Consider the following 26504-nt stretch of genomic DNA (forward strand, 5'->3'; position numbering starts at 1 on the left):
CGTCGGCCGGCTCGGTTCCGTCGTCGGGCCGCTCGCGGCCGCGACGCTGCTGGCCGCCGGCCGCAGCGCGCCCGTCGTGATCGGCGCGAGCATTCCCGTCACGCTCGTCGCGGCCGGCGCCGCGCTGCTGCTGATTCGCCGCCCGCAAGCCGGCGACTGACGTTTCGTTTTTATCAATGCGCGCCGTCAGAGCGCGCTTACTCAAGGTCTGGAGACGCAACGAAATGAAAACGAAGACAAGGAACGGCCTCGTGGCCGCCGGCGCGTGCTGCGCATTTGCCGCGCCGGTCGCGCACGCGCAGTCGAGCGTGACGCTGTACGGGATCATCGACACGGGCGTCGAATTCGTGTCGCACGCGAACGCGGCCGGCGACCACGTCGTGCGCATGCCGGGCGTGACGGGCGAGCTGCCGTCGCGCTGGGGGCTGCGCGGCACCGAGGATCTCGGCGGCGGCTATCAGGCGGTGTTCACGCTCGAAAGCGGCTTCAACGTGCGCGGCGGCGATCTCGGCCAGGGCGGCCGGTTGTTCGGGCGCCAGGCGTTCGTCGGGCTGAAGAGCGGCTTCGGCACGCTCGCGTTCGGCCGTCAGTACACGATGACCTATCTCGCGCTGCAGGGCGCGGACATCATCGGCCCCGACATCTACGGGCTCGGCTCGTTCGACGCGTACGTGCCGAACGGCCGCGTCGACAACGCGGTGACCTACGTCGGCGCGTATCGCGGCGTGACGTTCGGCGCCGCGTATTCGTTCGGCCGCGACGGCGCGGGCACCGGCAACTCGCCGGGGCAGGGCACGTGCGCGGGGCAAGTGCCGGGCGACGCCGTCCAGTGCCGCAACTGGTCGGTGATGCTCAAGTACGACAGCGCGTATTTCGGTGCGGCGGCGTCGTACGAGGAACAGCGCGGCGGCACCGGCGCGGCCGCGAACTTCTTCGACGGCGTGGCGCCCGTTCCCTTCACCAGCAGCGGCGGCAAGGACGCGCGCGTACACGTGAGCGCGTATGCGCAGGCGGCCGGCGCGAAGATCGGCGCGGGCTGGATCGGGCGGCGCGTGTCGACCGGTTCGCCGGCCGCGGCCGGCGCGCATTCGGACCTGTTCTTCGTCGGCGCGTCGTATGCGGTGAAGCCCGATTTCGTCGTCGACGGCGAAGGCTACCGGATCGTCAACAGCGCGCACGACACGCGCGCGACGATGGCCACGCTGCGCGCGACCTATCTGCTGACGAAGCGCACGGCGGTCTACGCACAGTCGTCGTATCTGTGGAACAGCGCGCATGCGCGCTACTCGGTCAGCGGCGGCGGGCCCGGCACGACACCCGGCGAAGGGATGGGGCAGCTCGGCGCGATGGTCGGCGTGCGGCACATGTTCTGATTCACCGGCGTGACGAACCGAACGGGAGTTATCTTGAACAGGAAATCTGCATTCCTCTGTATTGCACCGCTGTCCGCCGCCGCGATGCTCGCCGGTTGCGGCGGCGACGACTCGGTGAATTCCGCACCGACGCACCTGAGCGCCGCGACCCCGGCCGCGATGGCGCAGACCTGCGACGCGCTCGCCGCGAAGCTCGCGTATGCGAACACGTCGTTCACGTCGGTGACGACCGCGGCCGCCGGCGCGCTCACGGTGGCGGGCAAACCGATCGCCGAGCACTGCGTGATCGCGGGGAAGATGAACGAGCGCGTGAGCACGGTCGACGGCAAGACCTATGCGATCGGCTTCGAAATGCGCTTGCCGAAGGCGTGGAACGGCCGCTTCTTCTACCAGGCGAACGGCGGCCTCGACGGCAACGTCGTGACCGCGACCGGCGAGATCGGCGGCGGCGGGCCGCTGACCGACGCGCTGAACCAGGGCTTCGCGGTGATCAGCTCGGATTCCGGGCACAGCGCCGCGCAGAATCCGCTGTTCGGCCTCGATCCGCAGGCGCGCATCGACTACGGCTACGGCGCGGTCGACGCGCTCACGCCGATGGCCAAGCAGGTGATCCGGCTCGCGTACGGCAAGGCGCCCGACCGCAGCTATTTCGGCGGCTGCTCGAACGGCGGCCGTCACGCGATGGTCACGGCGGTGCGCAACCCGGCGGACTACGACGGCATCATCGCGGGCGATCCGGGCTTTCATCTGCCGAAGGCGGCGATCGGCGAGATGTACGGCGCGCAGCAGTTCGCGAAGATCGCATCGGCGACCGGCTCGAACGGGCTGCCGGATATCCGCAGCGGCTTCAACGACGCGGAGCGGCAGTTCGTCGGCGCGAAGATCCTCGAGAAATGCGATGCGCTCGACGGCGCGGCCGACGGGATGGTGCAGGACGTCGCCGCGTGCCAGGCGCACTTCAGCGTCGATGCGGACATCCCGACCTGCGCGAACGGCACGCGCACGGGCGCATGCCTGACGCCCGCGCAGAAGACCGCGCTCGAGAACGTGTTCACCGGCGCACGCAATAGCGCGGGCACGGCGCTCTACGCGGGCTTTCCGTACGATCCGGGCATCGCCGGCGGCGGCTGGGCCGCGTGGAAGCAGTCGAATTCGATCACGCTCGACCCGGCCGCGATGGCGTTCACGTTCATGTCGCCGCCCAAAACCGCCGCGGCGCTCGCGAACTTGCCCGGTTTCGCGCTCGGCTTCGACATGGACAACGACGCGCCGGCGATCTTCGCGACCAGCGGCGTGTACACGCAATCCGCGTGGACGTTCATGACGCCGCCCGACGAGACCAACCTGTCCGCGCTGAAGACGCGCGGGGCGAAGCTGCTCGTCTATCACGGCACGGGCGACCCGGTGTTCTCGTTCGACGACACGCGTGACTGGTACGCACGGGTTGCGCAAGCGAACGGCGGCGATGCGTCGGATTTCGCGCGTTTCTATCCGGTGCCGGGGATGAACCACTGCTCGGGCGGGCCGGCGGCCGACCAGTTCGACCTGCTGACGCCGCTCGTGGCCTGGGTCGAGCAGGGGCAGGCGCCCAATGCGGTGGTGGCCACCGCGCGCGATGCGACGAACGCGGTGCCGAATGCGGACGTGCCCGCGTCATGGGGCGCGGGACGGACGCGGCCGCTGTGCCCGTATCCGCAGGTGGCGCGCTACAACGGGTCGGGCGACGTGAATTCGGCGGCGAGCTTCAGTTGTCGCTGACGTAGCCGTCGATGGGAGGCGGCCGGCGCATGCATTTGCGCGCCGGTCGCCTCACGTGTGCAACCGCTCACTTACTCGCCCGGTTCGACCGGCACCTCGAGCCCGACCTTCACGCGGCTCATGCTCACCAGCGTCTTGAACCGCTTCACGTTGTTGTTCGCGAAGAACAGCTCGCGCGTGAGCGCGTTGTACTGATCCATGTTGCGCACGGCCAGGATCAGCACGAAATCCCATTCCCCCGTCACGTAGTAGCACTGCTGGATCTGCGGGCAGCGCTCGAAGCTCCGCTTCATCGCGTCGAGCTGGTCGATCTGCTCGCTTTCGACCTCGACGTTGACGACGATCGTCAGCGGATGATCGACCTTGTCCGGCGCGACGACAGCGGTGTAGCGCTCGATCACGCCTTCGTCAGCGAGACGTTTCAGGCGACGGTTCACGGCCGCGGTCGACAGGTTGACGCGCGCGCCGAGCTCGCTTTGCGGCGTTTGCGCGTCGCGCTGGATTTCCATCAGCAGCTTGCGATCGAACGCATCGAGTGGGGTGGTCATGATGGCGCGTGAAGCCTCGAAAGAATGAGAAATTTTTGCGTGACGGCCGCCGATTTGGCGATTTTATTGATCCGCATGCGCAATATTATTTTTCGAACCGGCGGCGCGTGCAACCCGTGCGCGCCCGACCCGAACCGACTCACGGAGTGCTGCCCGCCATGCTGATCGCCAACCCCCGCGCCTCGCGCGTCGCCTATCCCCACGCGCTGCGCCGCGTGATGAACATTGCTTCGGCCGACGAAAGCGGCGCGTGGCTGTCGCACTGGCCGCTCGTCGGCAACGCGCGCACGCCGCTGCGCGCGCTGCCCGATCTCGCCGCGCGGCTCGGCGTCGCGAGCGTCAGCGTGAAGGACGAGTCGTGCCGCTCGCCGCTCGGCAGCTTCAAGGCGCTCGGCGCGCCGATCGCGCTGGTGCGGCTCGTGAAGCGGCTGCGACGCACGCAGGATCTCGATCCGCAAGGGCTCGTCACCGGCCGCTACGCGGCGGAGCTGGCCGACCTGACGGTGATCAGCGCGACCGACGGCAATCACGGCCGCGCGCTGGCCGCCGCCGCGCGTGCGATCGGCTGCGGGTGCGTGATCGTGCTGCACGCGCACGTCGACGCCGAGCGCGAACGCGCGATCTCCGCGTACGGCGCGCGGATCGTGCGCATCGAGGGGAACTACGACGAGTCGGTCGTCTGCGCGGCGCAGCTCGCGCAGGCGAACGGCTGGTATGTCGTGTCGGATACGTCGTACGACGGCTACGAAGCGATTCCGCGCGACGTGATGCAGGGCTATGGCGTGATTGCCGCCGAGGCCGCCGCACAGGCGGCGCAGGACGACGGGCGGCCGTTCACGCACGTGCTGCTGCAAGGCGGCGTGGGCGGCCTCGCCGCGGGCGTCGCGAGTTACCTGTGGGAGCGCGACGGCGTGCAGCGGCCGCACTTCATCGTCGTCGAGCCGCGCCAGGCCGACTGCCTGTACCAGAGCGCGCTCGCGGGGCGCGCGACCAGGGCGACCGGCAGCGTCGATTCCGTGATGGCCGGGCTGGCGTGCGGCGAGGCGTCGCCGCTGGCGTGGGACTTCCTCGAGATGTGCATCGACTACTTCATGCTGATCGACGACGAAGACGCGGTGCAGGCGATGCGCGGCCTCGCGGCCGGCAGCGACCGCGACGTGCCGCTCGTGGCCGGCGAATCGGGCGCGGCGGGCGTCGCGGGGCTGGAGGTGCTGATGCGCGACCCGGTGCTCGCGCGGCAGGTGGGGCTCGATGCGCATTCGCGCGTGCTGGCGATCAATACGGAAGGTGCGACGGCGCCGTCCGTGTACCTGCGCTGCGTCGGCGAGACGGCCGACGCCGTGCTCGCGCGGCAGCGCGCCTGGCTCGACCGCGCGGCAGTGGCGGCCTGAACGACATCACGACCGATCCCGATCGACCACGACCGACTACGACTGACGAGGCCAACACCATGGACGCAACCGAAGAAAGCACGCTGCAGGGGCAACTGAAGACCTGGCGCCGCCACTTGCACCAGCATCCGGAGACGGGTTTCGACGAGGTGAACACGTCGGACTACGTCGCGCGCATCCTGACGACGCTCGGGCTCGACGTGCATCGCGGGATCGGCGGCACGGGGCTCGTCGCGAACCTGACGGCCGGCACCGGCAAGCGCGCGATCGGCATCCGTGCGGACATGGACGCGCTGAACATCGCCGAGCACGCGCCGGGCCGCGAACACGCGTCGCGCACGCCCGGCAAGATGCATGCATGCGGGCACGACGGCCACATGTCGATGGTGCTCGGCGCCGCGCAACTGCTGGCCGAGCGCAAGGATTTCGACGGCACCGTGCGTTTCATTTTCCAGCCGGCCGAGGAGCATGGCCGCGGCGCGAAAGCGATGATGGCCGACGGGCTGTTCGAGCGCTTTCCGGTCGACGCGATCTTCGGCGCGCACAACATGCCGGGGATGCGCGCGGGCACGTTCTCGACGCGTGCGGGCGGCATCATGGCGAGCGAAAACAACTTCGTGATCAGGATCGACGGGCGCGGCACGCACGCGGCGCGCCCGCACATGGGCATCGATCCGATCGTGATCGGTGCACAGGTCGTGCTCGCGCTGCAGACGATCGTGTCGCGCAATCTCGATCCGGGCCAGCAGGCCGTGATCTCGTGCACGGAGTTCATCACCGACGGGCTGCGCAACGTGCTGCCGTCGACGGTGACGATCAAGGGCGATACGCGCAGCTATTCGCGAGACGTGCAGGCGCTGCTGGCCACGCGGATGCGCGAGATCAGCGAAGGGATCTGCCGCACGCACGGCGCGACCTGCACGTTCGAGTACACGCACGAGTTCGCGCCGACGGTGAATTCGCCGGAATGGGTCGACACGGCGGTGCAGGCCGCGGCGCAGGTCGCGGGCGCGGAGAACGTGGACGCGAACGTCCAGCCGATGATGATCTCGGAAGACTTCGGCGCGTTCTTGCAGGCGGTGCCCGGCAACTTCGTCTTCATCGGCAACGGCGAGGCGGCAGGGCGCGGCGGCGTGCCGCTGCATAACGCGGGCTACGACTTCAACGACGAGATTCTGTCGATCGGCGCGCGGTATTTCGAGGCGGTGGCGCGGCTCGCGCTGCGCGAGCCGCGCGGCGTGCGATGAAAGACGATCGCCGCTCACGGGTTGTCGAAACGAAGCGCGTGATCGGCGATCCGGGCCGCATGGTGTCGGAACGCGATGGTTTACCGGGTTGCCGTGTCGGAAGCCGAGTAAACCTTGCGCCCGCTGACCCAGGTCTCCACCACCGGGATGTCGCGTAGTTGATGATAGCTCCTCCCCGGCGTGGCCTGCAGGGGATCCTGTTCCAGGATCACGAGGTCGGCCTGCTTCCCCTCTTTCAACGAGCCGATCTGATGGTCCAGGTGGCATTGCCAGGCCGCGTCGATGGTCACCGCACGCAGTGCTTCGGCCGGGCTCAGGCGTTCGGCTTCATTCAGCACCGCCAGCTCCGGGTCGGCTTCCATGACGCGTCCGATTGCCTGGTCCATGTAGCGCAACGGCCCCAGCGGGGAGACGAAACGATCGCTGTGCAGGCTGATGCGAAGCCCTTCGCGCAGCGCCGACTTGCATCGATCGAGCTTCTGTGCGCGCTCTTCACCCAGAATCGTCTTCTGGAATGCGCGTCCCCAGTAGCCGACATGGCCGATCAGGAAACTGGGCGACACGGACAGCCGCTTCATCGTGCGCAGGTCGTCGTCGCCGAGCAGCGACGCATGCTCGATCCGGTGGCGCAACTCGACCGGTGCGCTGGCAGGTTGGGGCGAGACTGACGGCGGGGGCGGAACCTTGCTCAGCGCCAGCTGGTAGGCAGCCAATACGTTGGAGATGGCTTCATCGCCATTGGCATGGGTCAGGACCGGCCATTCGGCCGCGACGACTTCCTGCATGATCTGAGCCAGTGTGTCGACCGGGTTGAAGTTGAACAGGCCGTTCGGTCCCACGCCGGGAACGCTGTGTTCGGCGCAACACTTGTAGGGCTGGCGTTGCAGGCCGGTCAACCCCTGGTTGGAGCCGTCGGCAATCAGTTTCATGGCCCGGATGGTAAATAGCGCTTCGGGCGGGCTGTCCAGTTGGGGTTTGAATTGATTCAGCCACAATTGCCAGAGGTCGTTATTGCCGAACAATGCCGCGCCCACACGAACCGGCATCAAGCTCGTTTTCGCGAGCGTCTGCATCAGGACGACTTCGTAGAACCCGATTCCCATCCCCAGGCCGGCATCGAACAAGGTGGTAATGCCACACTTGTTCGCATCCTTCATCACTTCAAAAATCTGGTACAGCAGATCCACCGGCTTCGGCGGCGGCATGACTTTCATCACCAGGCCGACTTGCGATTCGGTCAGCACGCCGTCGGCGTTGCTCTCTTCGAGCCCGGCGGCTTGCAAGGCGGCGCTGTTGGCATAGCCGAGATGCCCGGACGCATTGACCAGGAACAGGCACATTTCCGTGCTGACCCCGTCCAGCCAGCGCTTGTCGATATCCAGCCATTCGCTCATCAGCGATGGGTCGACGCCAATGCCGCACACCCACTTTTCGCCGGACTTCTTCGCGTCGGTGATGGCATCCTCGAGTTGCTCGCGGATAAAGCGTTCGCCGTAGTCGCCGCGCAGCCTTTGATCGTCGAACGGTGACAGGTCCGTCCAGGGCTTGGTCTGGAACACCGCGCTGGGCAGGATATGCATGTGCGGTTCGATCAGGCCGGGAAGCAAGGTCTGATTGCCTTCGAGCTCCTGCTCGCGTGCTTCCGGGAATTTTTCGCGTACGCGTCGACGCACGTCATCCAGCGTCCCGGCGGCAATGACCTTGTGGTCGGCGATACCCAGCGCGCCGACTTGCAAGCTGGTGTCTTCCGGGTCCGGATAGATGCGTCCACCGTGAAAGATCACGGCTTCGGGCGCTCGATGCGCCGCGAGCTGGATCAATTCCTTGATCAGATCCTGCCATTCGTGTTCGCCCCGGCCAAGGGCAGTTGCGACCAGATGAGGGCTGCAGCATGCACATCCGAGCTGGTGTCGATGGAACATCATTGGCTCCTTTTTGGTTTTTATTGCATTGGATTGGTTCGTTGTTCGCTACAGACAATTTCGGAATTCTAAATATTGCAAAGAATAGGATGCCGGATAAGATCAATCGGCATCGGTGCGGCTTGCTTCGACAACCCCGCTGGCGAATGTCGCGGGTGCCGCATTCAACGCGATGGCGCCGAGGCCATGATGCGTCAATGCTGAATCGTATGTATAAACACGGCTTGCGTATGGATCAAGATCAAAATCCTTACACGTTCTGACGGCCTGCGGGATTCGCGATGGTCAACCTGAAGGTCACGCCGGGTGGCACGCCGGCTACGTTTGGAAGATCACCCGGGTCAGGCCGTGCAGCAGCGGCTTCGGCGAGATCAATGCGCTGCAGAACAGCAGGGACGCGCTGGCCCTGAACGGGCGCTACGCCGGTGTTCTCGTGTTGCTGTTCAAGCCCACTGCGGCGTCGGGCGATGGCAAGCAGATTGGGCAGTAAGCGGGCCCCCGAACCGGATGGCCCGCGGGGGGCGAACCGGACGAACCGGGCAAGCCGGCGCCCGCATTCGCCGGTTGCCTCACGCCATCAGATCAACTCGCCGAGACACGCGTCGAACTGCGCGACGAGCCGGTCGACATTGTCGGCCGTCGTCTGCGGACACACGAGCATCATGTTGTGGAACGGCGTGATCAGCACGCCGCGATTCAGCAGGTACAGGTGCACGATGTGTTCGAGCTCGCTGTCGAGCTGCGCGCCGGCGAGCGTGCCGTTGCGTGGCGGCACCGGCGAGAATTGAAACTCGGTGCGTGCGCCGATGCGCGTCACGCACCACGGCAGTTTGTGTTTCGCGATCGCCTGTTCGAGCCCCGTCGCCAATCGCGCGGCGAGTTCGAACATGTGCGCATAAGCCGCGTCGGTCGCAACTTCGGCGAGCGTTGCACGCATCGCATGCATCGCGAGCATGTTCGCGGTGAGCGTCGTGCCGATCCCCGAATGACCGGGCGGCGCGTTCAGCTTCGCCTGCTTCGCGCGTTCGGCGAATGCCGCGCTGAACCCGTACACCGCACACGGCACGCCGCCCGCGATCGGCTTGCCGACCACCAGCATGTCCGGCTCGAGATCGTGCGCGACCGCATAGCCGCCCGGGCCGCTGCTGATCGTGTGCGTTTCGTCGATCACGAGCAGCGTGCCGTGGCGGCGCGTCAGTTCGCGTGCCGCCTCCCAGAAGCCCGGATCGGGCAGCACCATCCCGATGTTCGTCATCGCCGGCTCGGCGAGCACGCAGGCGACGTCGCCGCCTTTCAGCGCCGCTTCGAGCGCGGCGAGGTCGTTGAATTCGACGACGCGCGTGTTCGCGAGCAGGTCGTACGACTGCCCGAGCAGGCTGTCGCGCTGCACGGGGCGGCCATCGACGAGATCGACGAACACGTCGTCGACGGTGCCGTGATAGCAGCCGTTGAACACCACGATCGTGTTGCGACCGGTGGCCGCGCGCGCCCAGCGCAGCACGAAGCGGTTCGCGTCGCTCGCGCTCAGCGCGAATTGCCAGACAGGTAGCCGGAAGCGCCGCGCGAGTTCGCGCGACACCCACGCGGCATCCTCGCTCGGCAGCATCGTCGTGTAGCCGCGCGTAGCCTGCTCGACGAGTGCTCGCGCGACGGGTTCGGGTGCATGGCCGAACATCGCACCGGTGTCGCCGAGGCAGAAGTCGGCGTAGCGGTGGCCGTCGACGTCGGTGAAGGTCGCGCCGCGCGCTTCTTTCACATACAGCGAGAACGGCGTCGACCAGTCCTGCATCCAGTGCAACGGCACGCCGAACAGCAAGTGCTCGGACGCCTCTGCGGACAGGGCGCGCGAGACCGGCATGGCTTCGGTGAATGCACGGCGCTCGCGATCGAACAGCGCGCGGGCGCGGATGAGGTCGACTCCGTGGCGGGAAGGCAAAGGCAGCTCCTGGGCTGTGAGGATGACGAAGACGATAGCGCGGAGCGCGGGGGGCTGAATAGAGGCGGAATTACCGAGGCGGACGCAGGTGCTCGGACGCGGCGATTCAATGAGGCGCACGTCGATGTGCGTGCAGCACGAAGACCCGGCTCATGTTTCCATTCGATTCAATTTGATTAGGAGATAGCAAAGGTAAATAAAAAGCGGAAATCGGCATAAAGGTTTCCATGTATTTGATTCCGGTTTTTCGCAACCTATCGTTGACGTATGTCGTTGCGTGAATATGTCCACATGGCTAGGTGAATACTGCCTTACGGGAGGGTGACGGCAGGGTGGGCAGGCCGGCGAAAGGACATTGCCGGCCCCATGCGTGCAATGGCGAAAATGGCATTCCACGGGGATATTTCATTCAAATTTCGAGATAATGAAATATCGAATTTGAATGGAATGGGCGGAATGTTTTGTCCGAAGCGAACCGCTCATGGGCGGTATTCGGATTTCACGAAACGGCCTGAATACGGAATAGAAAAATGAAGATCGGCAAATCCATCATCGCGGCGGGCGCATGCATTGCATTCACCGGCATCGCCCAGGCGGCCCCGACATCGCCGCACGCCGTCGTCAAGACGATCCGGCTGACGGCGCACATCGGCGACAGCCTGTTCGTGTCGACATCGGGCGATGCGGCCGCACATGGCGTGGTCGAGCTGAATGCGACGGGCGGCTCGCCGCAGACGTTCGGCGCAACGCTGCCGATCCGCGTCTACACGACGAATCCCGACATCCGCGTCGCGCTGCTGCAGCCGCTGAGGCTGTCGAACGGCCGCGACGACATGACCGACGCGAAGGTCGTGCTGACGGACAAGGCCGGCGGCGCGGACATCGCGCACGACGGCGCGCGCACGCTCACCCTGGTCAAGCCCGGCGTCAATGGCTACGACGAAACCCGCAACCTGACGATCAGTGCGAATGCGCCGGCTACGCGCGGGGCAGTCGCGGTCAACGGAAGCTACCGGGGCGATCTGGTGCTGATGTTCGAACCGGTCGCGTCGGCGGGGGACGATACGATCCCGGGCGGCGGGGCGGCGGGGCGGCGGGGCGGCGGTAGACAAGTAAGGATTTGGCCGGTCGGGTTGCTGCAATAAAAGTTTTTGCGCATAAACCGACAGCGGCACGACTGGCCGCTGTCGGGTTACATGGAAAGTTGGTGTGTGCTCACACTTGGCCTGTTTCGTTCGACGTGTGTTCGGCGCCGGTCCATGGTGGGCCGACGTCGCTGCGAATGACGGGAGCGCCGACGCGCGGTGCCTGGCGCTTCCCGTTCGCAGCAGCGGCACGCTACGCCAGCGTCTTGATCATGTGGTGTTCGTCATAGAACCGCCCATCGACGAACATCGAGCGCGGTTCCGTCCCGAACCGCACGAACCCCTGCGACGCATACAGCCGCTCAGCGGTGGTGTTGACCTCGTTCACGCACAGCATCAGCTGCTTGCAGTCCCATTCCCGCGCCGCGTGCGCGGTCGCGCTTTCGAGCAGCGTTTGCGCGATGCCTTGCCCGCGATACGCGGGATCGACGAACACGCCCCAGATCGTCGCCTTGTGCGCGATCTTCGCGCGCGCATCGCGGCGCACGCCGGTGATGCCGACGAGCGTATTGCCGTCGAACGCGCCGAACACGGCACGTTCATGGGTCGGCGTGATGCGCGTCGCGAATTCGTCGACCGGCACCTGCGATTCTTCGTCGAGCGTCGGCAGGAAGGAGGTGGGGGCGGTGTCGACCGCACGCAGGCGAACGGTCTGGAAACGGGCGGCGTCGGCCGCATCGAGCAGGCGGGTGGTGATCGTCATCGGGGGCGTTCCGGTTGATGGTCGTGCATGCCGGCGCGAGCCGCTGGGGCCGCGGGATGCATCGTCCTTATCGTAATAGGAACCCCGGTGTTGCGCGGCGACGTTCGGCACCGCCGCGTGATCGCATTCGGATCGTCAGATCGCGTCGCGCGGCCGCTTGGCATCGCCGTCGACGCAGCACGCGAGCACCTCGGCATCGGTGTCGCCGAGACTCAGGTACACGTGCCCGACCGCGCTGTCGAAATACAGGCTGTCGCCGGCGCCGAGCCGGTACGCATGGCCGTTCTCGAAGCGCAACTCCAGCTCGCCGCTCAGCACGAACACGAACTCCTCGCCGCTGTGCCGGATGTAGTCGGCGAAGTCCGACAGCTTGCGCGCGTGGATCCGCCCGCGCACGGGCACCATCCGCTTGCCGGTCAGGTCGTTCGCGAGCATCCCGTACGCGTAGTTCGGCGTGTCATAGACCATCTGCTGGCCGGCCGGCGTGAACGACGGCGTCATCGCGCCGGCGGGTGCGGAGCGGCCGAACATCGTGTCGAAGTCGAGCGCGAGCGCATGCGTGAGCGCCGCGAACTTGTCGTAGGTGAGCGCAATGTCGCCGCGCTCGGCCTTCGAAATCGTCGACACCGCGATACCGGAGCGCTCGGACAGTTGCGCGAGCGTCAGGCCGCGCGACTTGCGCGCGTCGCGCAGCCGCGCGCCGACCGTCTGGTGGTCGAGCTGCGGCGCGGCGTCGGTGGGCGGCGGAACGGGGACGGTGGCTTTGGGCATGCGGATACGGGGCGCGGCGTACGTGACGTGAATACGGGTTTTGTCGTATACGAGAATAAATTTTCTCGTATATGATAATTTTCGTCGAAATCGCCGATGATGGGCGTGACGGCCACTCTAGCATCGGACGGCGCGAAACTCGCGGGGCCGGTGCGGCCGGCGTGAACGACACGTGTGCGTATCGGCACAGCTCGCCCGTGCGGCGGTTGCCCGACGATTCCGTACACGGCAGCGGCTTTCCCAGCCATTTGTTTTCCCGGCCGGTCGCGGCGGGCCTTGCGAAGGTGCAAACCATCATGTCCAGTGAAATCAAACGTCTGCAGACCGGCGCACGCATGAGCCAGGTCGTGATCGCGAACGGCTTCGTCCACCTGGCCGGCCAGGTACCCGATACGGCCGGCGCGCCGATCGCCGTGCAGGCGACCGAAATCCTCACGCGCATCGACGCGCTGCTCGCGTCGGCCGGCGTCGACAAGACGCGCGTGCTGACGGCCAACATATGGCTCGGCGATGCCGCGCACTTCGACGCCTTCAATGCGGTGTGGGACGCCTGGGTGCCGGCCGGCCACGCGCCGACCCGCGCCTGTGTGCAGGCGTTGCTGATGAAACCCGGTCTCGACGTCGAGATCGCCGTGACCGCGCTCGCCTGACGCCGGCGCTGCGCCCCGAGGCACTCACGATGACATTCGACACGCTCGTCCTGGGCGGCGGCATGATCGGCGTGTCCGTTGCCGTGCACCTGCAACAGCGCGGCCTGTCGGTCGCGCTCGTCGACCGCAAGGCGCCCGGCAACGAGACGTCGCTCGGCAATGCCGGGCTGATCCAGCGCGAAGGCGTGTATCCGTATGCGTTTCCGCGCGGCTTCGGCACGCTGCTGAAATACGCGTGCAACCGCTCGCCCGACGTCCGCTATCACGTCGGCGCGCTGCCGAAACTGATTCCGTTCCTGTACCGCTACTGGCGCAACTCGCATCCGGCGCGCCATGCCGAGATCGCGCGTGCGTATGCGCCGCTGATCGAACACTGCGTGACCGAGCATCGCGCGCTGATCGGCGCGTCCGGCGCCGGCGCATTACTGCACGAAGGCGGCTGGCTGAAGGTATTCCGCACGGCCGCGACGCGCGATGCCGAAACGCGTGCCGCCGAGCGCTGGCGCGCCGAATACGGCGTGAGCTTCGACGCGCTCGATGCGGCCGCGCTGCGCGACGCCGAGCCGAACCTGAGCCGCGCGCTGGTCGGCGCGCTGCGCTACACGGGCTCCGATTCGATCAGCGATCCGCATGCGCTCGTGACCGCGTATGCGCGCCGCTTCGAGCAGCTCGGCGGCCGCATCCTCACCGGCGACGCGCTGACGCTGTCGGCCGCGAACGGCTGGCGCGTCGACACCGCGCAAGGCCCGGTCGACGCGCGCGCGGCAGTCGTCGCGCTCGGGCCGTGGTCGGACCTGCTGTGCGAACGGCTCGGCTACACGCTGCCGCTCGCGGTCAAGCGCGGCTATCACATGCATTACGCGGCGCAGCCGGGCGCGCGGCTGAACGGGCCCGTGCTCGATGCCGACAGCGGCTTCCTGATCACGCCGATGACGCGCGGCATCCGCCTGACGACCGGCGTCGAGCTCGGGCTTTGCGATACGCCGCCGACACCCACCCAGCTCGCCGCCGTCGAACCGGTCGCGCGCGAGCTGTTTCCGCTCGGCGCGCGCGTCGACGGCGCGCCGTGGCTCGGCCGCCGGCCGTGCACGCCCGACATGCTGCCCGTCATTGGCGCGGCGCCGCGCCACCGCGATCTGTGGTTCGCGTTCGGGCATGCGCATCACGGCTTCACGCTCGGCCCCGTGACCGGCCGGCTGGTCGCCGACCTGATGACCGGCACGCAGCCCTTCGTCGACCCGACGCCGTTTCGCGTCGAACGCTTTCTGCACGGCCGCTGAACCGGCGACCGTGCGCTGCAGCAGGGCGGCCGGCACACGACGCCGGCCGCTCCATCCAGCGGCAGGCCGACCCGGCTCGCCGCGACGATCAACGACTGGAGACAACATGCAACAGCACGCGATGCGGCGCGAACTCGGCGCGCGCATGCTGTCGAGCATGGCCGGCAACGGCCTCGCGCCGGCGTCGTTCGCGGCGCTGAGCGCAAGCGGGTCGCCGTCGCGCGCGGTGCGGGCGACCGTGCTGTTCATGTCGGTCGGCGTGGTGCTGAACTATGTGATTCCCGCGCGGGTGTTCGGCTGGCTGATGTCGTTCCTGTCGTTCCTGTCGTTCGACGTGGCCGTGATCTGGGCGATGATCGTGCTGACCCACATGCGGTTCCGGCGCGCGCTGGCCGCGCGCGGCGAGACGGTGGCGTTCCGCATGCCGTACGCGTCGGTCACGTCGTGGATCTGCCTCGTGTTCGTCGCGTTCGTGTTCGTGATGCTCGGCGTCGACCCGACGACGCGCGGGTCGCTGTATGCCGGCGCGGCGGTGATGGCGCTGATGGCGATTATCTATCGGCGTTCGCGACACCTGCAGGCGGCCGCGCGGTCGACGCGCGTCGGGCTTGGCGTCGAGCGGGTGTGACGCCGATACCCGGGGCACGGGTGCGGGTGAGCGTCGGAGTGATCGCGCGACGGGGGCGTTGAGGGCGAGGGTGTCGCGGAACTGCCGGCGGCGCGTGATGCGCGCCGCGTCGGCATGAAGAACGAGAGCGAGGTGCAACAGGCGCGCCGTCGCGCCGAACCGGTGCCCGACGCCAAACGCGCGACGAGGCGCCCGATCAGCTCAGGCGCACCGCATCGGAATCAATAACGCGCCAGTTGATTGCCGTTGATCTGCACGCGATCGCCCGGACGCAGGTTGCCCGGCGACTGCACGTCGAAAGAGCGCATCGAGCCGTCGCTGACCTGCACGTCGATCCGGTAGCTGCTCGGGCCCTGCGCGGCGCCCATCTGCTGGCCGATCTGGTTGCCGGCCACCGCACCGCCGAGCGCACCGATCACGGTGGCCGCATCGCGGCCGTGACCGCGGCCGAACTGGTTGCCGACCAGGCCGCCGACCAGCGCACCGACGACGGTGCCTGCGACGCCCGACGGGCCGACCGAGCCGTTGACCGGCTGGATGTTCGACACCGTGCCGTACTGCGTGCCGTAGCCGTTGCCGTACTGCTGCTGATTGCCGTACTGGTCATACGGCTGCGACCCGTATTGCTGCGGGTTGCCGTACTGGTCGTACGGCTGCGGCGCCTGGTTCGGATACGGTTGTTGCTGCTGCACGTAGCCCGGTTGCGAATACGCGGGCTGCGCGTAGCCGGGCGTCGCGTATTGCTGCTGCTGCGGATACCCCGGCTGCGCGCCGTAGTAACCCGGCGCGACGCAGGCGGTCAGCGGAAGCGCCGCGACGGCGACGAGCGAGGCGAACAGAACGGTCTTCGTGGAAGGCATGCGCATCATGATGATTCCTGCATCGGCAACGGGTTCGCCGACGAATGCCGGAACGGGTGGCGAACTCGGCGTGAGTATAAGGAATGGCCGGAGGCGCGTCCGGTGCGGCCGGGTAACAACGTGTAAAGTCTGTTGCCGCGTAAATCGCCGCGCGGGCGGGGCGCGGAAGCGACGCCCGGCAAGGGCGCGCGGCGGCCGCCTTCCGGTGATGCCGATGCCGCGCGGCCTTCGGTTTTTCCGTCGCTTTCCCCACGATCCCGCCCCATCGCCGTGCCAGGCCCGGCGGCCGCGCGCGCCGCGCATCGCGAAATCGAATGCGCGGCATCGCGACATTTAATTGGCCTCGGGCGACGGCGTCCGATATCGTGGCCGGATTCCCTGCCAACGGTCGCGCCGTGCCGGCTGCGGTGCCTTCCCCTGTCCGCGCCGGTGACGTGCCGCGACCGCCCCACATTCCGAGCCATGACCGATCGTCTCTTCATCAACGCCGTCGACGCCGGCGGCCAGCCCATCCACCTCGTCGTCCGTGACGGCCGCTTTGCCGCGATCGGCGCCGATTGCGCCGCCGCGCCCGGCGCGGAAACGATCGACCTCGACGGCCGCGTCGTGCTGCCCGGCTTCGTCGACGGCCACATCCACCTCGACAAGAGCTTCGTCGGCGATCGCTGGGTGCCGCACGAACCGGTCGGCACGCTGCGCGAGCGGCTCGCGGTCGAAAAGCGCCAGCTCGCGGCCGCGCCGCCGATCGTCGAGCGCGCGAATGCGCTGATCGCGCAGGCCGCCGCCTTCGGCACGGTCGCGATGCGCAGCCACGTCGACGTCGATGCAACGACGGGCCTGTCGAACCTGCAGGCCGTGATGGCTGCACGCGAGCAGTGGCGCGGCATCGTCGATATCGAACTGGTCGCGTTTCCGCAGGCCGGCGTCGTCACGTGCCCCGGCACCGCCGAGATCCTCGACGCGGCCGTGCGCGAAGGTGCGGACGTGGTCGGCGGGATCGACCCGACGACGCTCGACGGCGATGCGGACGGCCAGCTCGACATCGTGTTCGGCATCGCCGAGAAGCGCGGCGCGAAGATCGACATCCACCTGCACGAGCCCGGTGAAACGGGCATCGCGCAGTTGCTGCGGATCGCGGCGCGCACGCGCGCGGCGGGGCTCGGTGGCCGCGTGAACGTGAGCCACGCGTACGCGCTCGGCCAGGTGAGCGATGACGACGTGCAACGCACCGCGGCGACACTGGCCGACGCCGGCGTGTCGATCCTGACGAATGCGCCGGGCGACTGCGCGTTTCCGCCGGTGCAGGCGCTGCGCGACGCGGGCGTGCACGTGTTCGCGGGCAACGACAACATCCGTGACGCCTGGTGGCCGTACGGCAATGGCGACATGCTGCAGCGCGCGATGATGGTCGGCTATCGGTCGGGCTTCTACACCGACGAAGCGCTCGGCATTGCGCTGGACATGGCGACGCACGCTGGCGCACGCGTGATCGGCAAGGACAACTATGGAATCGCAATCGGCTGCGATGCGACGTTCGTCGCGGTGCGTGCGCCGAACGCAGCGGCGGCCGTCGCGGGCGTGCCGGCCGAGCGCTGGGTGTTCCGTCGCGGCGAAAGCGACACCGGCGCACCATTCGCTCCCGCGCTGCGCTTCACGCGCTGACCGACCTGAGCGATGGCACGGCACGCGCCGTGCTGCCTTCGCATTGACTGCACTGATTGCACTGACCGACCCCACCGGACCCGACATGACGAACCTGCTGATCCGCAACGTCCGCCCGAACGCCGACGCCGCGCTCGACATCCTAATCGAAGGCGATCGCATCGCGCGCGTCGGCCCGTCGCTCGACGCGCCCGCCGGCTGCGCGATCGAGGACGGCGCGGGTGCGCTTGCACTGCCCGGCCTCGTCGAAGGCCACACGCACCTCGACAAGACGCACTGGGGAATGCCGTGGTATCGCAACCAGGTCGGGCCGCGCCTCGTCGACCGCATCGAGAACGAACGCCACTATCGCGCGACGAGCGGGCATGACGCGGGAGTCGCGTCGCTCGCGCTGGCGCGCGCGTTCCTCGCGGCCGGCACGACGCGCATCCGCACGCACGTCGACATCGACACCGAAGCCGGGTTGCGGCATCTGCATGGCGTGCTCGCGACGCGCGATACGCTGCGCGGGGAAGTTGAAATCCAGATCGTCGCGTTTCCGCAATCGGGCGTGCTCAAGCGGCCGGGCACCGACGCACTGCTGTCCGAAGCGCTTGCCGCCGGTGCCGATCTGCTCGGCGGGCTCGACCCGTGCGCGATCGAAGGCGATCCGGTCGAGGCGGTGGACGTGCTGTTCGCGATCGCCGAGCGCCACGGCCGCGGGCTCGACCTTCATCTGCACGAGCGTGGATCGATGGGCGCGTACTCGCTCGACCTGATCCTGCAGCGCACGGCTGCGCACGGCATGCAGGGCAAGGTGACGATCAGCCACGGGTTCTGCCTCGGCGATATCACCGAACGCGAGCGCGATGCGTTGCTCGCGCGGATGGCCGAACTCGGCGTCGGGCTCGTCACGACCGCGCCGGCGGCGGTGCCCGTGCCGCCGGTGGCCGCGTGCCGCGCGGCGGGCGTGACGGTCATCGGCGGCAACGACGGCGTGCGCGATACGTGGACGCCGTATGGGTCGCCCGACATGCTCGAACGCGCGATGCTGATCGGCATGCGCAACGATTTTCGCCGCGACGATGCGCTCGAAGTCGCGCTCGACTGCGTGACGCACGGCGCGGCGCGCGGTTGCGGCTTCGACGGTTACGGGCTGCAGCCGGGCAGCCGCGCGGACGTCGTGCTGGTCGACGCGCTGACGTTCGCCGAGGCTGTCGTTGCGCGGCCGGTGCGGCGGCTCGTCGTGTCGTCTGGGAAGATCGTCGCGCGCGACGGCGCGCTGATCTGAGTGAAGCGTGAGCGCAGCGTCGCCCCCGGTATGATCGGGTTTTCAGCGGGATTGCCCGGGAGACGACGATGCGACGCACGACAGCGGCACGGGCCGCACGATGGATGGCGGCGGCCCTGTTCGCCGTGACCACCGCGCACGCGGTGGCGGCCGCGCCAACGGACGCACAGCAGGAAGCCAACCGGCGGACGGTGCTCGCGTTTTACGAGAAAGGCCTGAACGAGAAGGATGCCGACGCCGCGCTCGCGTACGTCGGTGATCGCTACGTGCAGCACAACCCGAACGCGGCCGACGGCCGCGACGGCTTCCGCAAGTTCGTCGCGTTCCTGCGCGACAAGTATCCGCAGTCGCACAGCGAGATCAAGCGCTCGTTCGTCGACGGCGACTACGTGATCCTGCACGTGCATGCGGTGCGCGAACCGGGCACGCGCGGCAGCGCGATCATGGACATCTTCAGGCTCGAGAACGGCAAGATCGTCGAGCATTGGGACGTCAATCAACCCGTGCCCGAGCAGGCCGCGAACGGGAACACGATGTTCTGACGCTTACCGGGCGCGCGGGCGTGTCGACGCGCCCGCTGTCTCGTCGCAACGGCCGTGCCGCGGCGCCCTGCACATTGCCGCCGCACCCGCCTTCTTGCTACTCCTCCAACTCCAGCATCGTCGCCAGCGCCTTCGTCAGTTCGCTGACCATCGGGTCGGCCGTCGGCCGGTGCAGGATCGCGATGTCCATGTGCTCGATCGGCGCGAAGCCCTGCTTCGCGGTCAGCACGACGTGCTCGTCCGTCACCACGCGCGCGGGCAGCACGCTGATGCCGAGCCCGTCCGCGACGGCGGCCTGGATGCCGCTCAGGCTCGACGTCGTGAAGCTGATCCGCCAGCGGCGGCCGCGCTCCTCGATCGCCTTGATCATGTCGTCGCGATAGAGCCCGCGCGGCGGAAACACGACGATCGGCACCGGGTCGAGATCGATCGACGGATGCTTCGCGCTGTCGATCCAGCGCAGCTTCTCGGGCCAGCGCACGACGGCCTCGCGGCTGTCGCGCCGCTGCTTGATCAGCGCGAGGTCGAGTTCGCCGCGGTCGTACGCGGCGCTGATGTCGCGGCTCAGCCCGCACATCACTTCGAGCTTCACCTGCGGATGTGCGCGCTTGAACGCCGCGAGCGCGTGCGTCGTGCGGCCCGCCGCGAAATCGTCGGGCACGCCGAGCCGGATCGTCAGCGCGACCGTGGCGCCCGACAGCGCTTCCAGCATCTCGTCGTTCAGCGCGATCATGCGGCGCGCATAGCTGAGCACCGTCACGCCCGCGTCGGTCGGCCGCACGTCGCGCGTGCCGCGGTCGAGCAGGCGGTGCCCGGCGATTTCCTCGAGCCGGCGCACCTTCTGGCTGACCGTCGACTGCGTCGAATGCAGGCGCGCGGACGCCGTCGTGAAGCTGCCGCAGTCGGCGACCATCACGAGCGCGCGCAGCAGGTCGAGGTCGAACAGGGGTCTATTCATTTCTGCACTTTTGCGGATTCGAACATTTCATTTCCAAATGCGTGCGACGACTTTTAACATGGCCGGACGGAGTGGGCAATCGCGGTTTCGCCGGACGCGGCGCGGCGTTACGGGGTGCTGGAAGCGATCCTGCTCGCCGCGCGGGTATGGAGTGGTCAAGCGGAGGCCGGCGGCAATCAGGCGCCGAAGGGATCACCGGTGGCGTGATTTTTGTTCGGGTGCGCCATTGGGAAGTTTCTGCAGGAATGCTTCGGCCAGTTCGACGCAATAGTCGAACGATGGCGAATAGCCGAGTGTCTGGATGTCATCGAAGCGTGCCCGTACGAACGCCCGACGCTCGTGCAGCAGGCGCAGAAACGTATCGCGATGCCGGACGAGGAATGCACCGGCTGCCGTCAGGCTCTCCGGTTCACGCTCGATGACCAGGCACAGATCGAACAGGTCCCGCGCGGTCGGTCGATCGCCACGGTGCCACATTTTCTTGGCGACGATCTCCGCGGAAGTCTCGACCTTGACGACGTGATCCATCAGCATCCATTCGTCGTAGCCGGGAGACATCAGATTTCGGGAGACCACGAAGTCGATTTCGCCGTCGGGCAGCAGGAGCTTCACGAACCCGGCGTGTTCCTCGTAGTTCGTGGCGATGTCGGCTGCAGCGTCGCTGATGCGGGGATTCACGTACCCGAGATACTGCGGATCGGGTACGAAGATGTCGACATCTTTGCTGACGCGATGGCCGTGGCGCAGCATCAGGACTGTGCCACCACCAAAAGTCCAGAATGGATTCGACGTGCCGTGCTTCCGTATCTCTTCGATCAGTGCCAGCGCGTGACGGAAAAGACCTTGCCATGGGCCGTCGGGCAAGGTGGATGGTGCCGTCATGCCCATACCTCCCGGTACAGATGAAGATCCTTCGACCATGCGGCGAGGTTTTTCCAGATGGTCCGAAGGGGCGTGCCTGAGCGCTCGGCGGCTTCCTCGGCGGCTTTCACCACCACCGGCAGCGGCACTTCGTCGAGGATGACGGAAAACTGCGATTCAAATCCCGTCGGAATCCGTCCGGTAGCCAACGCGTCGGTCAGCAGTCGTTCGGTCAATTCACCCTTGTAACTGACGTTGGAACTCACAACGGCCTTGAAGAGACCGTTTTGCGGCTGCCGCGGTAGTGCCAGGAGCTCAATGCCGAGCACGCTGAGCAGCGGAATCAGCTTGTTGACGCCGAGATCCTTGACCTTGCCCGATTCGAGCTGGTTCACGGTGAGGCGAGACAATCCGGCGAGCTTGGCAAGTTGGGCCTGCGTGAGGTCGAGTTCCGCCCGCCGTTTTGCGACCGCCTGACCAATTTCATAGAGTTGCATGGCGACCTCCTGCCGTGGGTACGGCGATCTTCGATGTAAGGTATATCTTACATCTTTGAGCGGATTTTCGTTGTCGGAGAATTCCGTCGTGGTCTAGGGCGCACCGCCCACACCGCTGGACACGCTCGGTCAAGACCGTGGGGAGATCGCCGCTATAGACATCGTCACCCTACAGATATCGGGAAAATCACGCCCTGTGGCGGGCGTGCGTCGTGCAGGGTAAACACCGCAAAGAGCCAGAAAAATCCCGCCAGAAAGCCATGTTTTAAGCGCAACCCAATTTTTCCTCCCTGATTTTGGCCCCCGCGCACCCGCTATTCACCCCACCCCCGTTTCCCCCGCTTGCGCTCAAAAATTGAGCGGTCTAGACTGCATCGCAGTTTCATCGAAGTCCCTGTCTTTCGCGCACCGCGCCGGGCGATCCGGCGCATCGCTCCCCACCGGACGCCGGCGTTCGCCCGCCGCGTCGAGACCTACAAGGACGCACCATGAACCGCATTGCAAAGCTCCTCGTTACCGCGCTCGCGTTCGCGCCGCTCGTATCGTTCGCGCAGGACACGTCGACGATCCGCTGGGGCATCGACCCCACGTATCCGCCGTTCGAGGCGAAGCAGCCCGACGGCTCGCTCGCCGGCTTCGACATCGACCTGCGCAATGCGATCTGCGAGCACCTGCATGCGAAGTGCGTGTGGGTCGAGCAGGGCTTCGACGGGATGATCCCGGCGCTGCGCGCGCGCAAGTTCGACGTGATCATGTCCGCGATGACGGCCACCGACGAGCGGCTCAAGCAGATCGACTTCTCGAACAAGCTGTATGCGTCGCCGGGCGCGCTCGTCGCGCCGGTCGGCTCGACGCTGCGGCCGACCGCCGCGTCGCTCGCGGGCAAGCGCATCGGGATCGACCAGGGCACGACGCAGGAGGCGTACGCGAAGGCCGAATGGGCGACCAGGGGCGTGACGATCGTCTCGTACCAGAACCAGGACCAGGTGTACCAGGATCTCGTCAACGGCCGCCTCGACGCGACCTTCCAGGACAAGACGCAGGCCGGCTACTCGTTCCTGAAGACGCCGCGCGGCAAGGGCTACGCGTTCGCGGGCCCCGACGTGACCGACGTGCGGATTACCGGCTACGGCGTCGCGATGGGGGTGCGCAAGGGCGACGAAGCAATGAAGAAGCGGCTGAACGACGCGATCGTCGCGATTCGCGCGAACGGCACGTACCAGAAGATCGCCGCGAAATATTTCGACTTCGACATCTACGGTGCGAAGCAGCAACTGACTTCCGCACCGTGAATCAGTGATTCCGTGATTCATTCCATCGACAGGCACACCATGACGAGTATCCAGGACCGCGTCGCGCAAGCCGTGACACCCGAACTGATCGCCGCGTTCCGCGAGGAAGGCGCGGTCTGCATCAAGGGCATCTTCTCGCCCGACGAAGTCGCCGCGCTGCGCGCCGGCATCGACGCGAATCTCGCGCACCCGAGCGAGCGCGCGAAAGTCGCGAGCCGACCCGACGATCCGGGCTGGTTCTTCGAGGATTTCTGCAACTGGCAGCACAACGACGCGTATCGCGACTTCATCGTGCGCTCGCCGGCGCCGTCGGTCGCCGCCGCACTGATGGGCACCGAGCACGTGCGGCTGCATCACGACCACCTGCTCGTGAAGGAGCCCGGCACGCGGCAGCGCACGCCGTGGCACCAGGATCAGCCGTACTACAACATCGAAGGCGACGACAACGTCAGCATGTGGATTCCGGTCGATCCGGTGCCGCTCGAATCGACGCTGGAGTTCGTCGCGGGCTCGCATCTCGGGCCGTGGCTGATGCCGCGCACGTTCATGGACAAGGAGGCGAAGTGGTTCCCGGAAGGCAGCCTGGCTGACCTGCCCGACATCGAAGGCGACCGCGCGGCATTTCCGATCCGCCACTGGGCGCTCGAGCCCGGCGACATGGTGTGTTTCCGGATGCTCACGCTGCACGCGTCGGGCGGAACGCAGAACCGTCGGCGCGCGTTCTCGATCCGCTTCGTCGGCGACGACATCCGTCACGCGCCGCGCCGCTGGAAGACGTCGCCCGATTTCCCGGGGCTCGCCGAGCAACTGCCCGACGGCGCGCCGCTCGATCACCCGCTGTTTCCGGTCGTGTGGTCGCGCGGCGCGGGGCAGGCCCGCGCGATCTGACGCGGGCGGGTGGTCATGACGAACGCGGCGGCCGTTTCCTGACGAAACGACCGCCGCGCGCTTTTGTACTTGGGGAAAAGGATCAGGTCGGGTGGCGTCCGGCGCCCGGCTTGAAGCGCGAGCCGAGCCGGTAGCGGTTGCCCGGATGCAGGAAGTGCACGAACGTGACGGGCTGCCCGTTGGTCCAGGTGCGGCGCGTGAGCGTGAGGCAGGGCTCGTCGGCGCGCATGTCGAGCAGCCGCGCCTGTTCGCCGGTCGGCAGCGACGCATCGACGACGTGTTCGATCTCCAGTTCGTCGTGCGACACGTTGTTGAACAGGTACTCGGACGGCGGTTCGACCTGGAAATCCTGGTCGATGAACCCGGGCGCGGCGGCCGGGTTCACGTAGCGATCCTCGAGCTGGATCGGGCGGCCGTTTTCCTCGTGCACGCACACCACATGAAACACCGGCGTGTTGACCGGCAGGCCGAACGCGGCCGCGACGTCGAACGACGCGGGTTCGCTCGACTGGCTCAGCACGCGGCAACGATATTCGTGCCCGCGCGCGCGGATTTCGTCGCGGATGTGCGCGATCATCAGCAGGTTCGACTGCGGCTTCACTTCGGCGACGAACGTGCCGACGCCCGCGATGCGCTTCAGCACGCCTTCCTCGGTCAGCTCGCGCAGCGCGCGGTTGACCGTCATGCGTGCGACGCCGAACTGGGCGGCGAGATCGAGCTCGGACGGGATGCGATCCCCGGGGCGCCAGTCGCCCGCTTCGACGTTCTGGCGAACGAGCGTCTTGATCTGCTGGAACGGTGCGGTGGCCTTCGTGACCATCGGGGATCCTTGCGCGAAAAGGTGACGATGCTAGTCGTCGTGACTGACGATGACCAGGATCTCCGCCTGCGCGGTGCCGAGGCTGCGCGTGCGGTGCGGGATGAGTGCGTTGAAATAGACTGAATCGCCGGCCTTGAGTTGCACCGTCTCGTTCGGAAATTCGATTTCGACGCGACCCTTGTGCACGAACAGGAATTCCTCGCCTTCGTGCTCGCGGAACGTCGACGCGACGAATTCGTGCGGCGGATGCACGACGAACGGCAACATCTTCTTCGGCGCGACGCCGGCCGCGATGCTTTCGAAGCGGTGGGCCTGGCTGTCGGCTGCCGCGCCCATCGCCGTGCGCTCGCCGGCGCGCGTGACCGTGATCAGCTCGCGGTTGTGGCTTTCCGAGAACAACTGCTCGACGTCGACGTTCAGTGCCTTCGACAGCTTCAGCGCGACCGCGATCGACGGCACGCTCAGGCCGCGCTCGACTTTCGACAGGTAGCTCTTGGTGAGGCCCGTCTCGTCGGCCAGCACGTCGAGCGTCCAGCCCTTCTGTTTTCTGAGCAGCTTCAGGCGAATCGTCATGGGGCGCCAGGTGTCCTTCGAAAAACCGATTGTAACGCATGACACAAAGTGTCCTGTGGTGTATTGTGTGTCATGTGTTGCCGGGAAAGCGGCCGCGAACGGCGCGACCGACCCGATCCATTCAGGAGGTGAACATGGCGGAAACGCTGAATCTGACGAAGGAGGCGCTGGTTGCGCTGGCGGAGCGGCGTCTGGACAACGCGGTGGGCGACAGCGGCTGGTCCGCGCGGCAGAAGCTCGCGCTCACGTGCCGGATCCTGTTCGACGCCGGTCACGATTCGGGCCTGGCCGGGCAGATCACCTGCCGCGCCGGCGACGCCGGCACGTACTACACGCAGCGGCTCGGGCTCGGTTTCGACGAGATCTCGGCGGCGAACCTGCTGCGGGTCAACGAGGATCTCGACGTCGTCGACGGCGAGGGCATTCCGAATCCGGCCAACCGGTTCCATACGTGGATCTACCGCGAGCGCCCGGACGTGAACTGCATCATCCATACGCATCCGGCGCACGTCGCGGCGCTGTCGATGCTCGAGCAGCCGCTCGTCGTGTCGCACATGGATACCTGCCCGCTGTACGACGATTGCGCGTTCCTGAAGGACTGGCCCGGCGTGCCGGTCGGCAACGAGGAGGGCGAGATCATCTCGAAGGCGCTCGGCAGCAAGCGCGCGATCCTGCTGTCGCATCACGGCCAGCTCGTGGTCGGCAAGACGATCGAGGAAGCCTGCATTCTCGCGCTGCTGATCGAGCGGGCCGCGAAGTTGCAGCTGCTCGCGATGGCGGCAGGCGAAATCAAGCCGGTGCCGCCGGCGCTGGCGCGCGAAGCGCACGACTGGATTTCGAAGCCGAAGCGCGATGCGGTGACGTTCGACTACTACGCTCGCCGGGCATTGCGGACGCATCAGGATTGCGTCGCATGAGCGGACGATTCG

At 67.0% G+C, this 26504-nt stretch carries 25 protein-coding genes and 1 pseudogene; 15 read left to right on the forward strand and 11 right to left on the reverse strand.

What is annotated here, in order from left to right:
• The 3 genes and pseudogenes from G3N96_RS18720 to G3N96_RS18730 form a co-directional block, all read left to right on the forward strand.
• Positions 1-160: pseudogene (locus tag G3N96_RS18720) on the forward strand (3-(3-hydroxy-phenyl)propionate transporter MhpT); the annotation flags it as partial.
• A 64-nt stretch (positions 161-224) separates the two neighbouring features.
• On the forward strand, positions 225-1373 hold the full coding sequence (locus G3N96_RS18725) for a porin (RefSeq protein WP_206138074.1): 1149 nt from the start codon (positions 225-227) through the stop codon (positions 1371-1373).
• Positions 1374-1406: 33 nt separating this feature from the next.
• Positions 1407-3131, forward strand: a complete 1725-nt coding sequence (locus G3N96_RS18730; protein WP_206138075.1) for a tannase/feruloyl esterase family alpha/beta hydrolase — start codon at positions 1407-1409, stop codon at positions 3129-3131.
• A gap of 71 nt (positions 3132-3202) precedes the next feature.
• Here G3N96_RS18730 and G3N96_RS18735 read toward each other — a convergent pair whose 3' ends face one another.
• Positions 3203-3679 carry an Lrp/AsnC family transcriptional regulator gene (locus G3N96_RS18735; protein WP_089459233.1) on the reverse strand — a complete coding sequence of 159 codons (477 nt, stop codon included), beginning with the start codon at positions 3677-3679 and terminating at the stop codon, positions 3203-3205.
• A 158-nt stretch (positions 3680-3837) separates the two neighbouring features.
• Between G3N96_RS18735 and G3N96_RS18740 the strand changes: the two genes are divergently transcribed.
• Together G3N96_RS18740 and G3N96_RS18745 are read left to right on the forward strand one after the other, a co-directional pair.
• The gene (locus G3N96_RS18740; RefSeq protein ID WP_206138076.1) at positions 3838-5070 is read left to right on the forward strand and encodes a diaminopropionate ammonia-lyase; all 1233 of its coding nucleotides are present in this window, start codon (positions 3838-3840) and stop codon (positions 5068-5070) included.
• A 59-nt stretch (positions 5071-5129) separates the two neighbouring features.
• Positions 5130-6317: a M20 aminoacylase family protein gene (locus G3N96_RS18745; RefSeq protein ID WP_206138077.1), complete on the forward strand. Its 1188-nt coding sequence runs from the start codon at positions 5130-5132 to the stop codon at positions 6315-6317.
• Between the two features lie 80 nt (positions 6318-6397).
• On the opposite strand, the gene G3N96_RS18750 is transcribed toward G3N96_RS18745, so the two are convergent.
• Positions 6398-8239, reverse strand: a complete 1842-nt coding sequence (locus G3N96_RS18750) for an amidohydrolase (protein WP_206138078.1) — start codon at positions 8237-8239, stop codon at positions 6398-6400.
• 577 nt (positions 8240-8816) lie between these two features.
• On the reverse strand, positions 8817-10175 hold the full coding sequence (locus G3N96_RS18755) for an aspartate aminotransferase family protein (RefSeq protein WP_206138079.1): 1359 nt from the start codon (positions 10173-10175) through the stop codon (positions 8817-8819).
• Positions 10176-10705: 530 nt separating this feature from the next.
• Between G3N96_RS18755 and G3N96_RS18760 the strand changes: the two genes are divergently transcribed.
• Positions 10706-11320, forward strand: a complete 615-nt coding sequence (locus G3N96_RS18760) for a fimbrial assembly protein (protein ID WP_206138080.1) — start codon at positions 10706-10708, stop codon at positions 11318-11320.
• A 193-nt stretch (positions 11321-11513) separates the two neighbouring features.
• Here the strand turns inward: G3N96_RS18760 and G3N96_RS18765 are convergent, their stop codons facing one another.
• The gene (locus G3N96_RS18765; protein ID WP_206138081.1) at positions 11514-12023 is read right to left on the reverse strand and encodes a GNAT family N-acetyltransferase; all 510 of its coding nucleotides are present in this window, start codon (positions 12021-12023) and stop codon (positions 11514-11516) included.
• 135 nt (positions 12024-12158) lie between these two features.
• Positions 12159-12794, reverse strand: coding sequence for an XRE family transcriptional regulator (locus G3N96_RS18770; protein ID WP_206138082.1), 636 nt, complete (start codon positions 12792-12794; stop codon positions 12159-12161).
• A gap of 296 nt (positions 12795-13090) precedes the next feature.
• On the opposite strand from G3N96_RS18770, the gene G3N96_RS18775 reads away from it, so the two are divergent.
• The 3 genes from G3N96_RS18775 to G3N96_RS18785 all read left to right on the forward strand — a co-directional run bounded on the left by G3N96_RS18775 (position 13091) and on the right by G3N96_RS18785 (position 15352).
• Positions 13091-13444: a RidA family protein gene (locus G3N96_RS18775; protein WP_206138083.1), complete on the forward strand. Its 354-nt coding sequence runs from the start codon at positions 13091-13093 to the stop codon at positions 13442-13444.
• A gap of 29 nt (positions 13445-13473) precedes the next feature.
• A complete protein-coding gene (locus tag G3N96_RS18780; protein WP_206138084.1) occupies positions 13474-14724 on the forward strand; it encodes an FAD-dependent oxidoreductase in 1251 nt (416 codons plus the stop codon).
• Positions 14725-14830: 106 nt separating this feature from the next.
• Complete coding sequence (locus G3N96_RS18785) at positions 14831-15352, forward strand: hypothetical protein (protein ID WP_241022713.1); 522 nt, start codon at positions 14831-14833, stop codon at positions 15350-15352.
• Between the two features lie 221 nt (positions 15353-15573).
• Here G3N96_RS18785 and G3N96_RS18790 read toward each other — a convergent pair whose 3' ends face one another.
• Positions 15574-16221, reverse strand: a complete 648-nt coding sequence (locus G3N96_RS18790) for a glycine zipper 2TM domain-containing protein (protein ID WP_089461894.1) — start codon at positions 16219-16221, stop codon at positions 15574-15576.
• 453 nt (positions 16222-16674) lie between these two features.
• Here G3N96_RS18790 and G3N96_RS18795 point away from each other — a divergent pair, with 453 nt between their 5' ends.
• The 3 genes from G3N96_RS18795 to G3N96_RS18805 all read left to right on the forward strand — a co-directional run bounded on the left by G3N96_RS18795 (position 16675) and on the right by G3N96_RS18805 (position 19686).
• Entirely contained in the window at positions 16675-17874 is a 1200-nt protein-coding gene (locus G3N96_RS18795) for an amidohydrolase family protein (protein ID WP_206138085.1), read from the forward strand.
• Positions 17875-17959: 85 nt separating this feature from the next.
• A complete protein-coding gene (locus G3N96_RS18800) occupies positions 17960-19144 on the forward strand; it encodes an amidohydrolase family protein (protein ID WP_206138086.1) in 1185 nt (394 codons plus the stop codon).
• A 68-nt stretch (positions 19145-19212) separates the two neighbouring features.
• Entirely contained in the window at positions 19213-19686 is a 474-nt protein-coding gene (locus G3N96_RS18805) for a nuclear transport factor 2 family protein (RefSeq protein ID WP_206138087.1), read from the forward strand.
• A 97-nt stretch (positions 19687-19783) separates the two neighbouring features.
• Here the strand turns inward: G3N96_RS18805 and G3N96_RS18810 are convergent, their stop codons facing one another.
• The 3 genes from G3N96_RS18810 to G3N96_RS18820 form a co-directional block, all read right to left on the reverse strand.
• Positions 19784-20644 (reverse strand): LysR family transcriptional regulator, encoded by an 861-nt coding sequence (locus G3N96_RS18810; RefSeq protein WP_206138088.1) that lies wholly within the window; start codon positions 20642-20644, stop codon positions 19784-19786.
• A 192-nt stretch (positions 20645-20836) separates the two neighbouring features.
• Positions 20837-21526: a nucleotidyl transferase AbiEii/AbiGii toxin family protein gene (locus G3N96_RS18815; RefSeq protein WP_206138089.1), complete on the reverse strand. Its 690-nt coding sequence runs from the start codon at positions 21524-21526 to the stop codon at positions 20837-20839.
• The gene (locus G3N96_RS18820) at positions 21523-22002 is read right to left on the reverse strand and encodes a helix-turn-helix domain-containing protein (protein ID WP_206138090.1); all 480 of its coding nucleotides are present in this window, start codon (positions 22000-22002) and stop codon (positions 21523-21525) included. Before G3N96_RS18820 ends, G3N96_RS18815 begins: the two co-directional genes overlap by 4 nt.
• Before the next feature lie 488 nt (positions 22003-22490).
• Here G3N96_RS18820 and G3N96_RS18825 point away from each other — a divergent pair, with 488 nt between their 5' ends.
• Both G3N96_RS18825 and G3N96_RS18830 read left to right on the forward strand, forming a co-directional pair.
• Positions 22491-23294, forward strand: coding sequence for an ABC transporter substrate-binding protein (locus G3N96_RS18825; RefSeq protein WP_206138091.1), 804 nt, complete (start codon positions 22491-22493; stop codon positions 23292-23294).
• A gap of 39 nt (positions 23295-23333) precedes the next feature.
• Positions 23334-24182 carry a phytanoyl-CoA dioxygenase family protein gene (locus G3N96_RS18830; protein ID WP_089441378.1) on the forward strand — a complete coding sequence of 283 codons (849 nt, stop codon included), beginning with the start codon at positions 23334-23336 and terminating at the stop codon, positions 24180-24182.
• Positions 24183-24264: 82 nt separating this feature from the next.
• On the opposite strand, the gene hutC is transcribed toward G3N96_RS18830, so the two are convergent.
• Both hutC and G3N96_RS18840 read right to left on the reverse strand, forming a co-directional pair.
• The gene (gene hutC, locus G3N96_RS18835) at positions 24265-25002 is read right to left on the reverse strand and encodes a histidine utilization repressor (protein ID WP_069252748.1); all 738 of its coding nucleotides are present in this window, start codon (positions 25000-25002) and stop codon (positions 24265-24267) included.
• A 30-nt stretch (positions 25003-25032) separates the two neighbouring features.
• Positions 25033-25575, reverse strand: coding sequence for an XRE family transcriptional regulator (locus G3N96_RS18840; protein ID WP_039340426.1), 543 nt, complete (start codon positions 25573-25575; stop codon positions 25033-25035).
• 134 nt (positions 25576-25709) lie between these two features.
• Between G3N96_RS18840 and G3N96_RS18845 the strand changes: the two genes are divergently transcribed.
• Complete coding sequence (locus tag G3N96_RS18845) at positions 25710-26492, forward strand: aldolase (protein WP_069252746.1); 783 nt, start codon at positions 25710-25712, stop codon at positions 26490-26492.
• The last annotated feature ends 12 nt before the right edge of the window (positions 26493-26504 follow it).

Source organism: Burkholderia sp. Se-20373, from assembly GCF_017104705.1.
Classification (GTDB): Bacteria; Pseudomonadota; Gammaproteobacteria; order Burkholderiales; family Burkholderiaceae; genus Burkholderia.

Excerpts from the sequence above, each read along its gene's own strand:
- G3N96_RS18765 (WP_206138081.1), bottom strand. The coding sequence starts at position 12,023 with ATGACGATCACCACCCGCCTGCTCGATGCGGCCGACGCCGCCCGTTTC.
- G3N96_RS18735 (WP_089459233.1), bottom strand. The coding sequence starts at position 3,679 with ATGACCACCCCACTCGATGCGTTCGATCGCAAGCTGCTGATGGAAATC.
- G3N96_RS18780 (WP_206138084.1), top strand. The coding sequence starts at position 13,474 with ATGACATTCGACACGCTCGTCCTGGGCGGCGGCATGATCGGCGTGTCC.
- hutC (WP_069252748.1), bottom strand. The coding sequence starts at position 25,002 with ATGGTCACGAAGGCCACCGCACCGTTCCAGCAGATCAAGACGCTCGTT.
- G3N96_RS18725 (WP_206138074.1), top strand. The coding sequence starts at position 225 with ATGAAAACGAAGACAAGGAACGGCCTCGTGGCCGCCGGCGCGTGCTGC.
- G3N96_RS18800 (WP_206138086.1), top strand. The coding sequence starts at position 17,960 with ATGACGAACCTGCTGATCCGCAACGTCCGCCCGAACGCCGACGCCGCG.
- G3N96_RS18820 (WP_206138090.1), bottom strand. The coding sequence starts at position 22,002 with ATGCAACTCTATGAAATTGGTCAGGCGGTCGCAAAACGGCGGGCGGAA.
- G3N96_RS18790 (WP_089461894.1), bottom strand. The coding sequence starts at position 16,221 with ATGATGCGCATGCCTTCCACGAAGACCGTTCTGTTCGCCTCGCTCGTC.
- G3N96_RS18805 (WP_206138087.1), top strand. The coding sequence starts at position 19,213 with ATGCGACGCACGACAGCGGCACGGGCCGCACGATGGATGGCGGCGGCC.
- G3N96_RS18775 (WP_206138083.1), top strand. The coding sequence starts at position 13,091 with ATGTCCAGTGAAATCAAACGTCTGCAGACCGGCGCACGCATGAGCCAG.
- G3N96_RS18785 (WP_241022713.1), top strand. The coding sequence starts at position 14,831 with ATGCAACAGCACGCGATGCGGCGCGAACTCGGCGCGCGCATGCTGTCG.
- G3N96_RS18750 (WP_206138078.1), bottom strand. The coding sequence starts at position 8,239 with ATGTTCCATCGACACCAGCTCGGATGTGCATGCTGCAGCCCTCATCTG.
- G3N96_RS18810 (WP_206138088.1), bottom strand. The coding sequence starts at position 20,644 with ATGAATAGACCCCTGTTCGACCTCGACCTGCTGCGCGCGCTCGTGATG.
- G3N96_RS18845 (WP_069252746.1), top strand. The coding sequence starts at position 25,710 with ATGGCGGAAACGCTGAATCTGACGAAGGAGGCGCTGGTTGCGCTGGCG.
- G3N96_RS18740 (WP_206138076.1), top strand. The coding sequence starts at position 3,838 with ATGCTGATCGCCAACCCCCGCGCCTCGCGCGTCGCCTATCCCCACGCG.
- G3N96_RS18745 (WP_206138077.1), top strand. The coding sequence starts at position 5,130 with ATGGACGCAACCGAAGAAAGCACGCTGCAGGGGCAACTGAAGACCTGG.
- G3N96_RS18830 (WP_089441378.1), top strand. The coding sequence starts at position 23,334 with ATGACGAGTATCCAGGACCGCGTCGCGCAAGCCGTGACACCCGAACTG.
- G3N96_RS18840 (WP_039340426.1), bottom strand. The coding sequence starts at position 25,575 with ATGACGATTCGCCTGAAGCTGCTCAGAAAACAGAAGGGCTGGACGCTC.
- G3N96_RS18825 (WP_206138091.1), top strand. The coding sequence starts at position 22,491 with ATGAACCGCATTGCAAAGCTCCTCGTTACCGCGCTCGCGTTCGCGCCG.
- G3N96_RS18795 (WP_206138085.1), top strand. The coding sequence starts at position 16,675 with ATGACCGATCGTCTCTTCATCAACGCCGTCGACGCCGGCGGCCAGCCC.
- G3N96_RS18815 (WP_206138089.1), bottom strand. The coding sequence starts at position 21,526 with ATGACGGCACCATCCACCTTGCCCGACGGCCCATGGCAAGGTCTTTTC.
- G3N96_RS18770 (WP_206138082.1), bottom strand. The coding sequence starts at position 12,794 with ATGCCCAAAGCCACCGTCCCCGTTCCGCCGCCCACCGACGCCGCGCCG.
- G3N96_RS18760 (WP_206138080.1), top strand. The coding sequence starts at position 10,706 with ATGAAGATCGGCAAATCCATCATCGCGGCGGGCGCATGCATTGCATTC.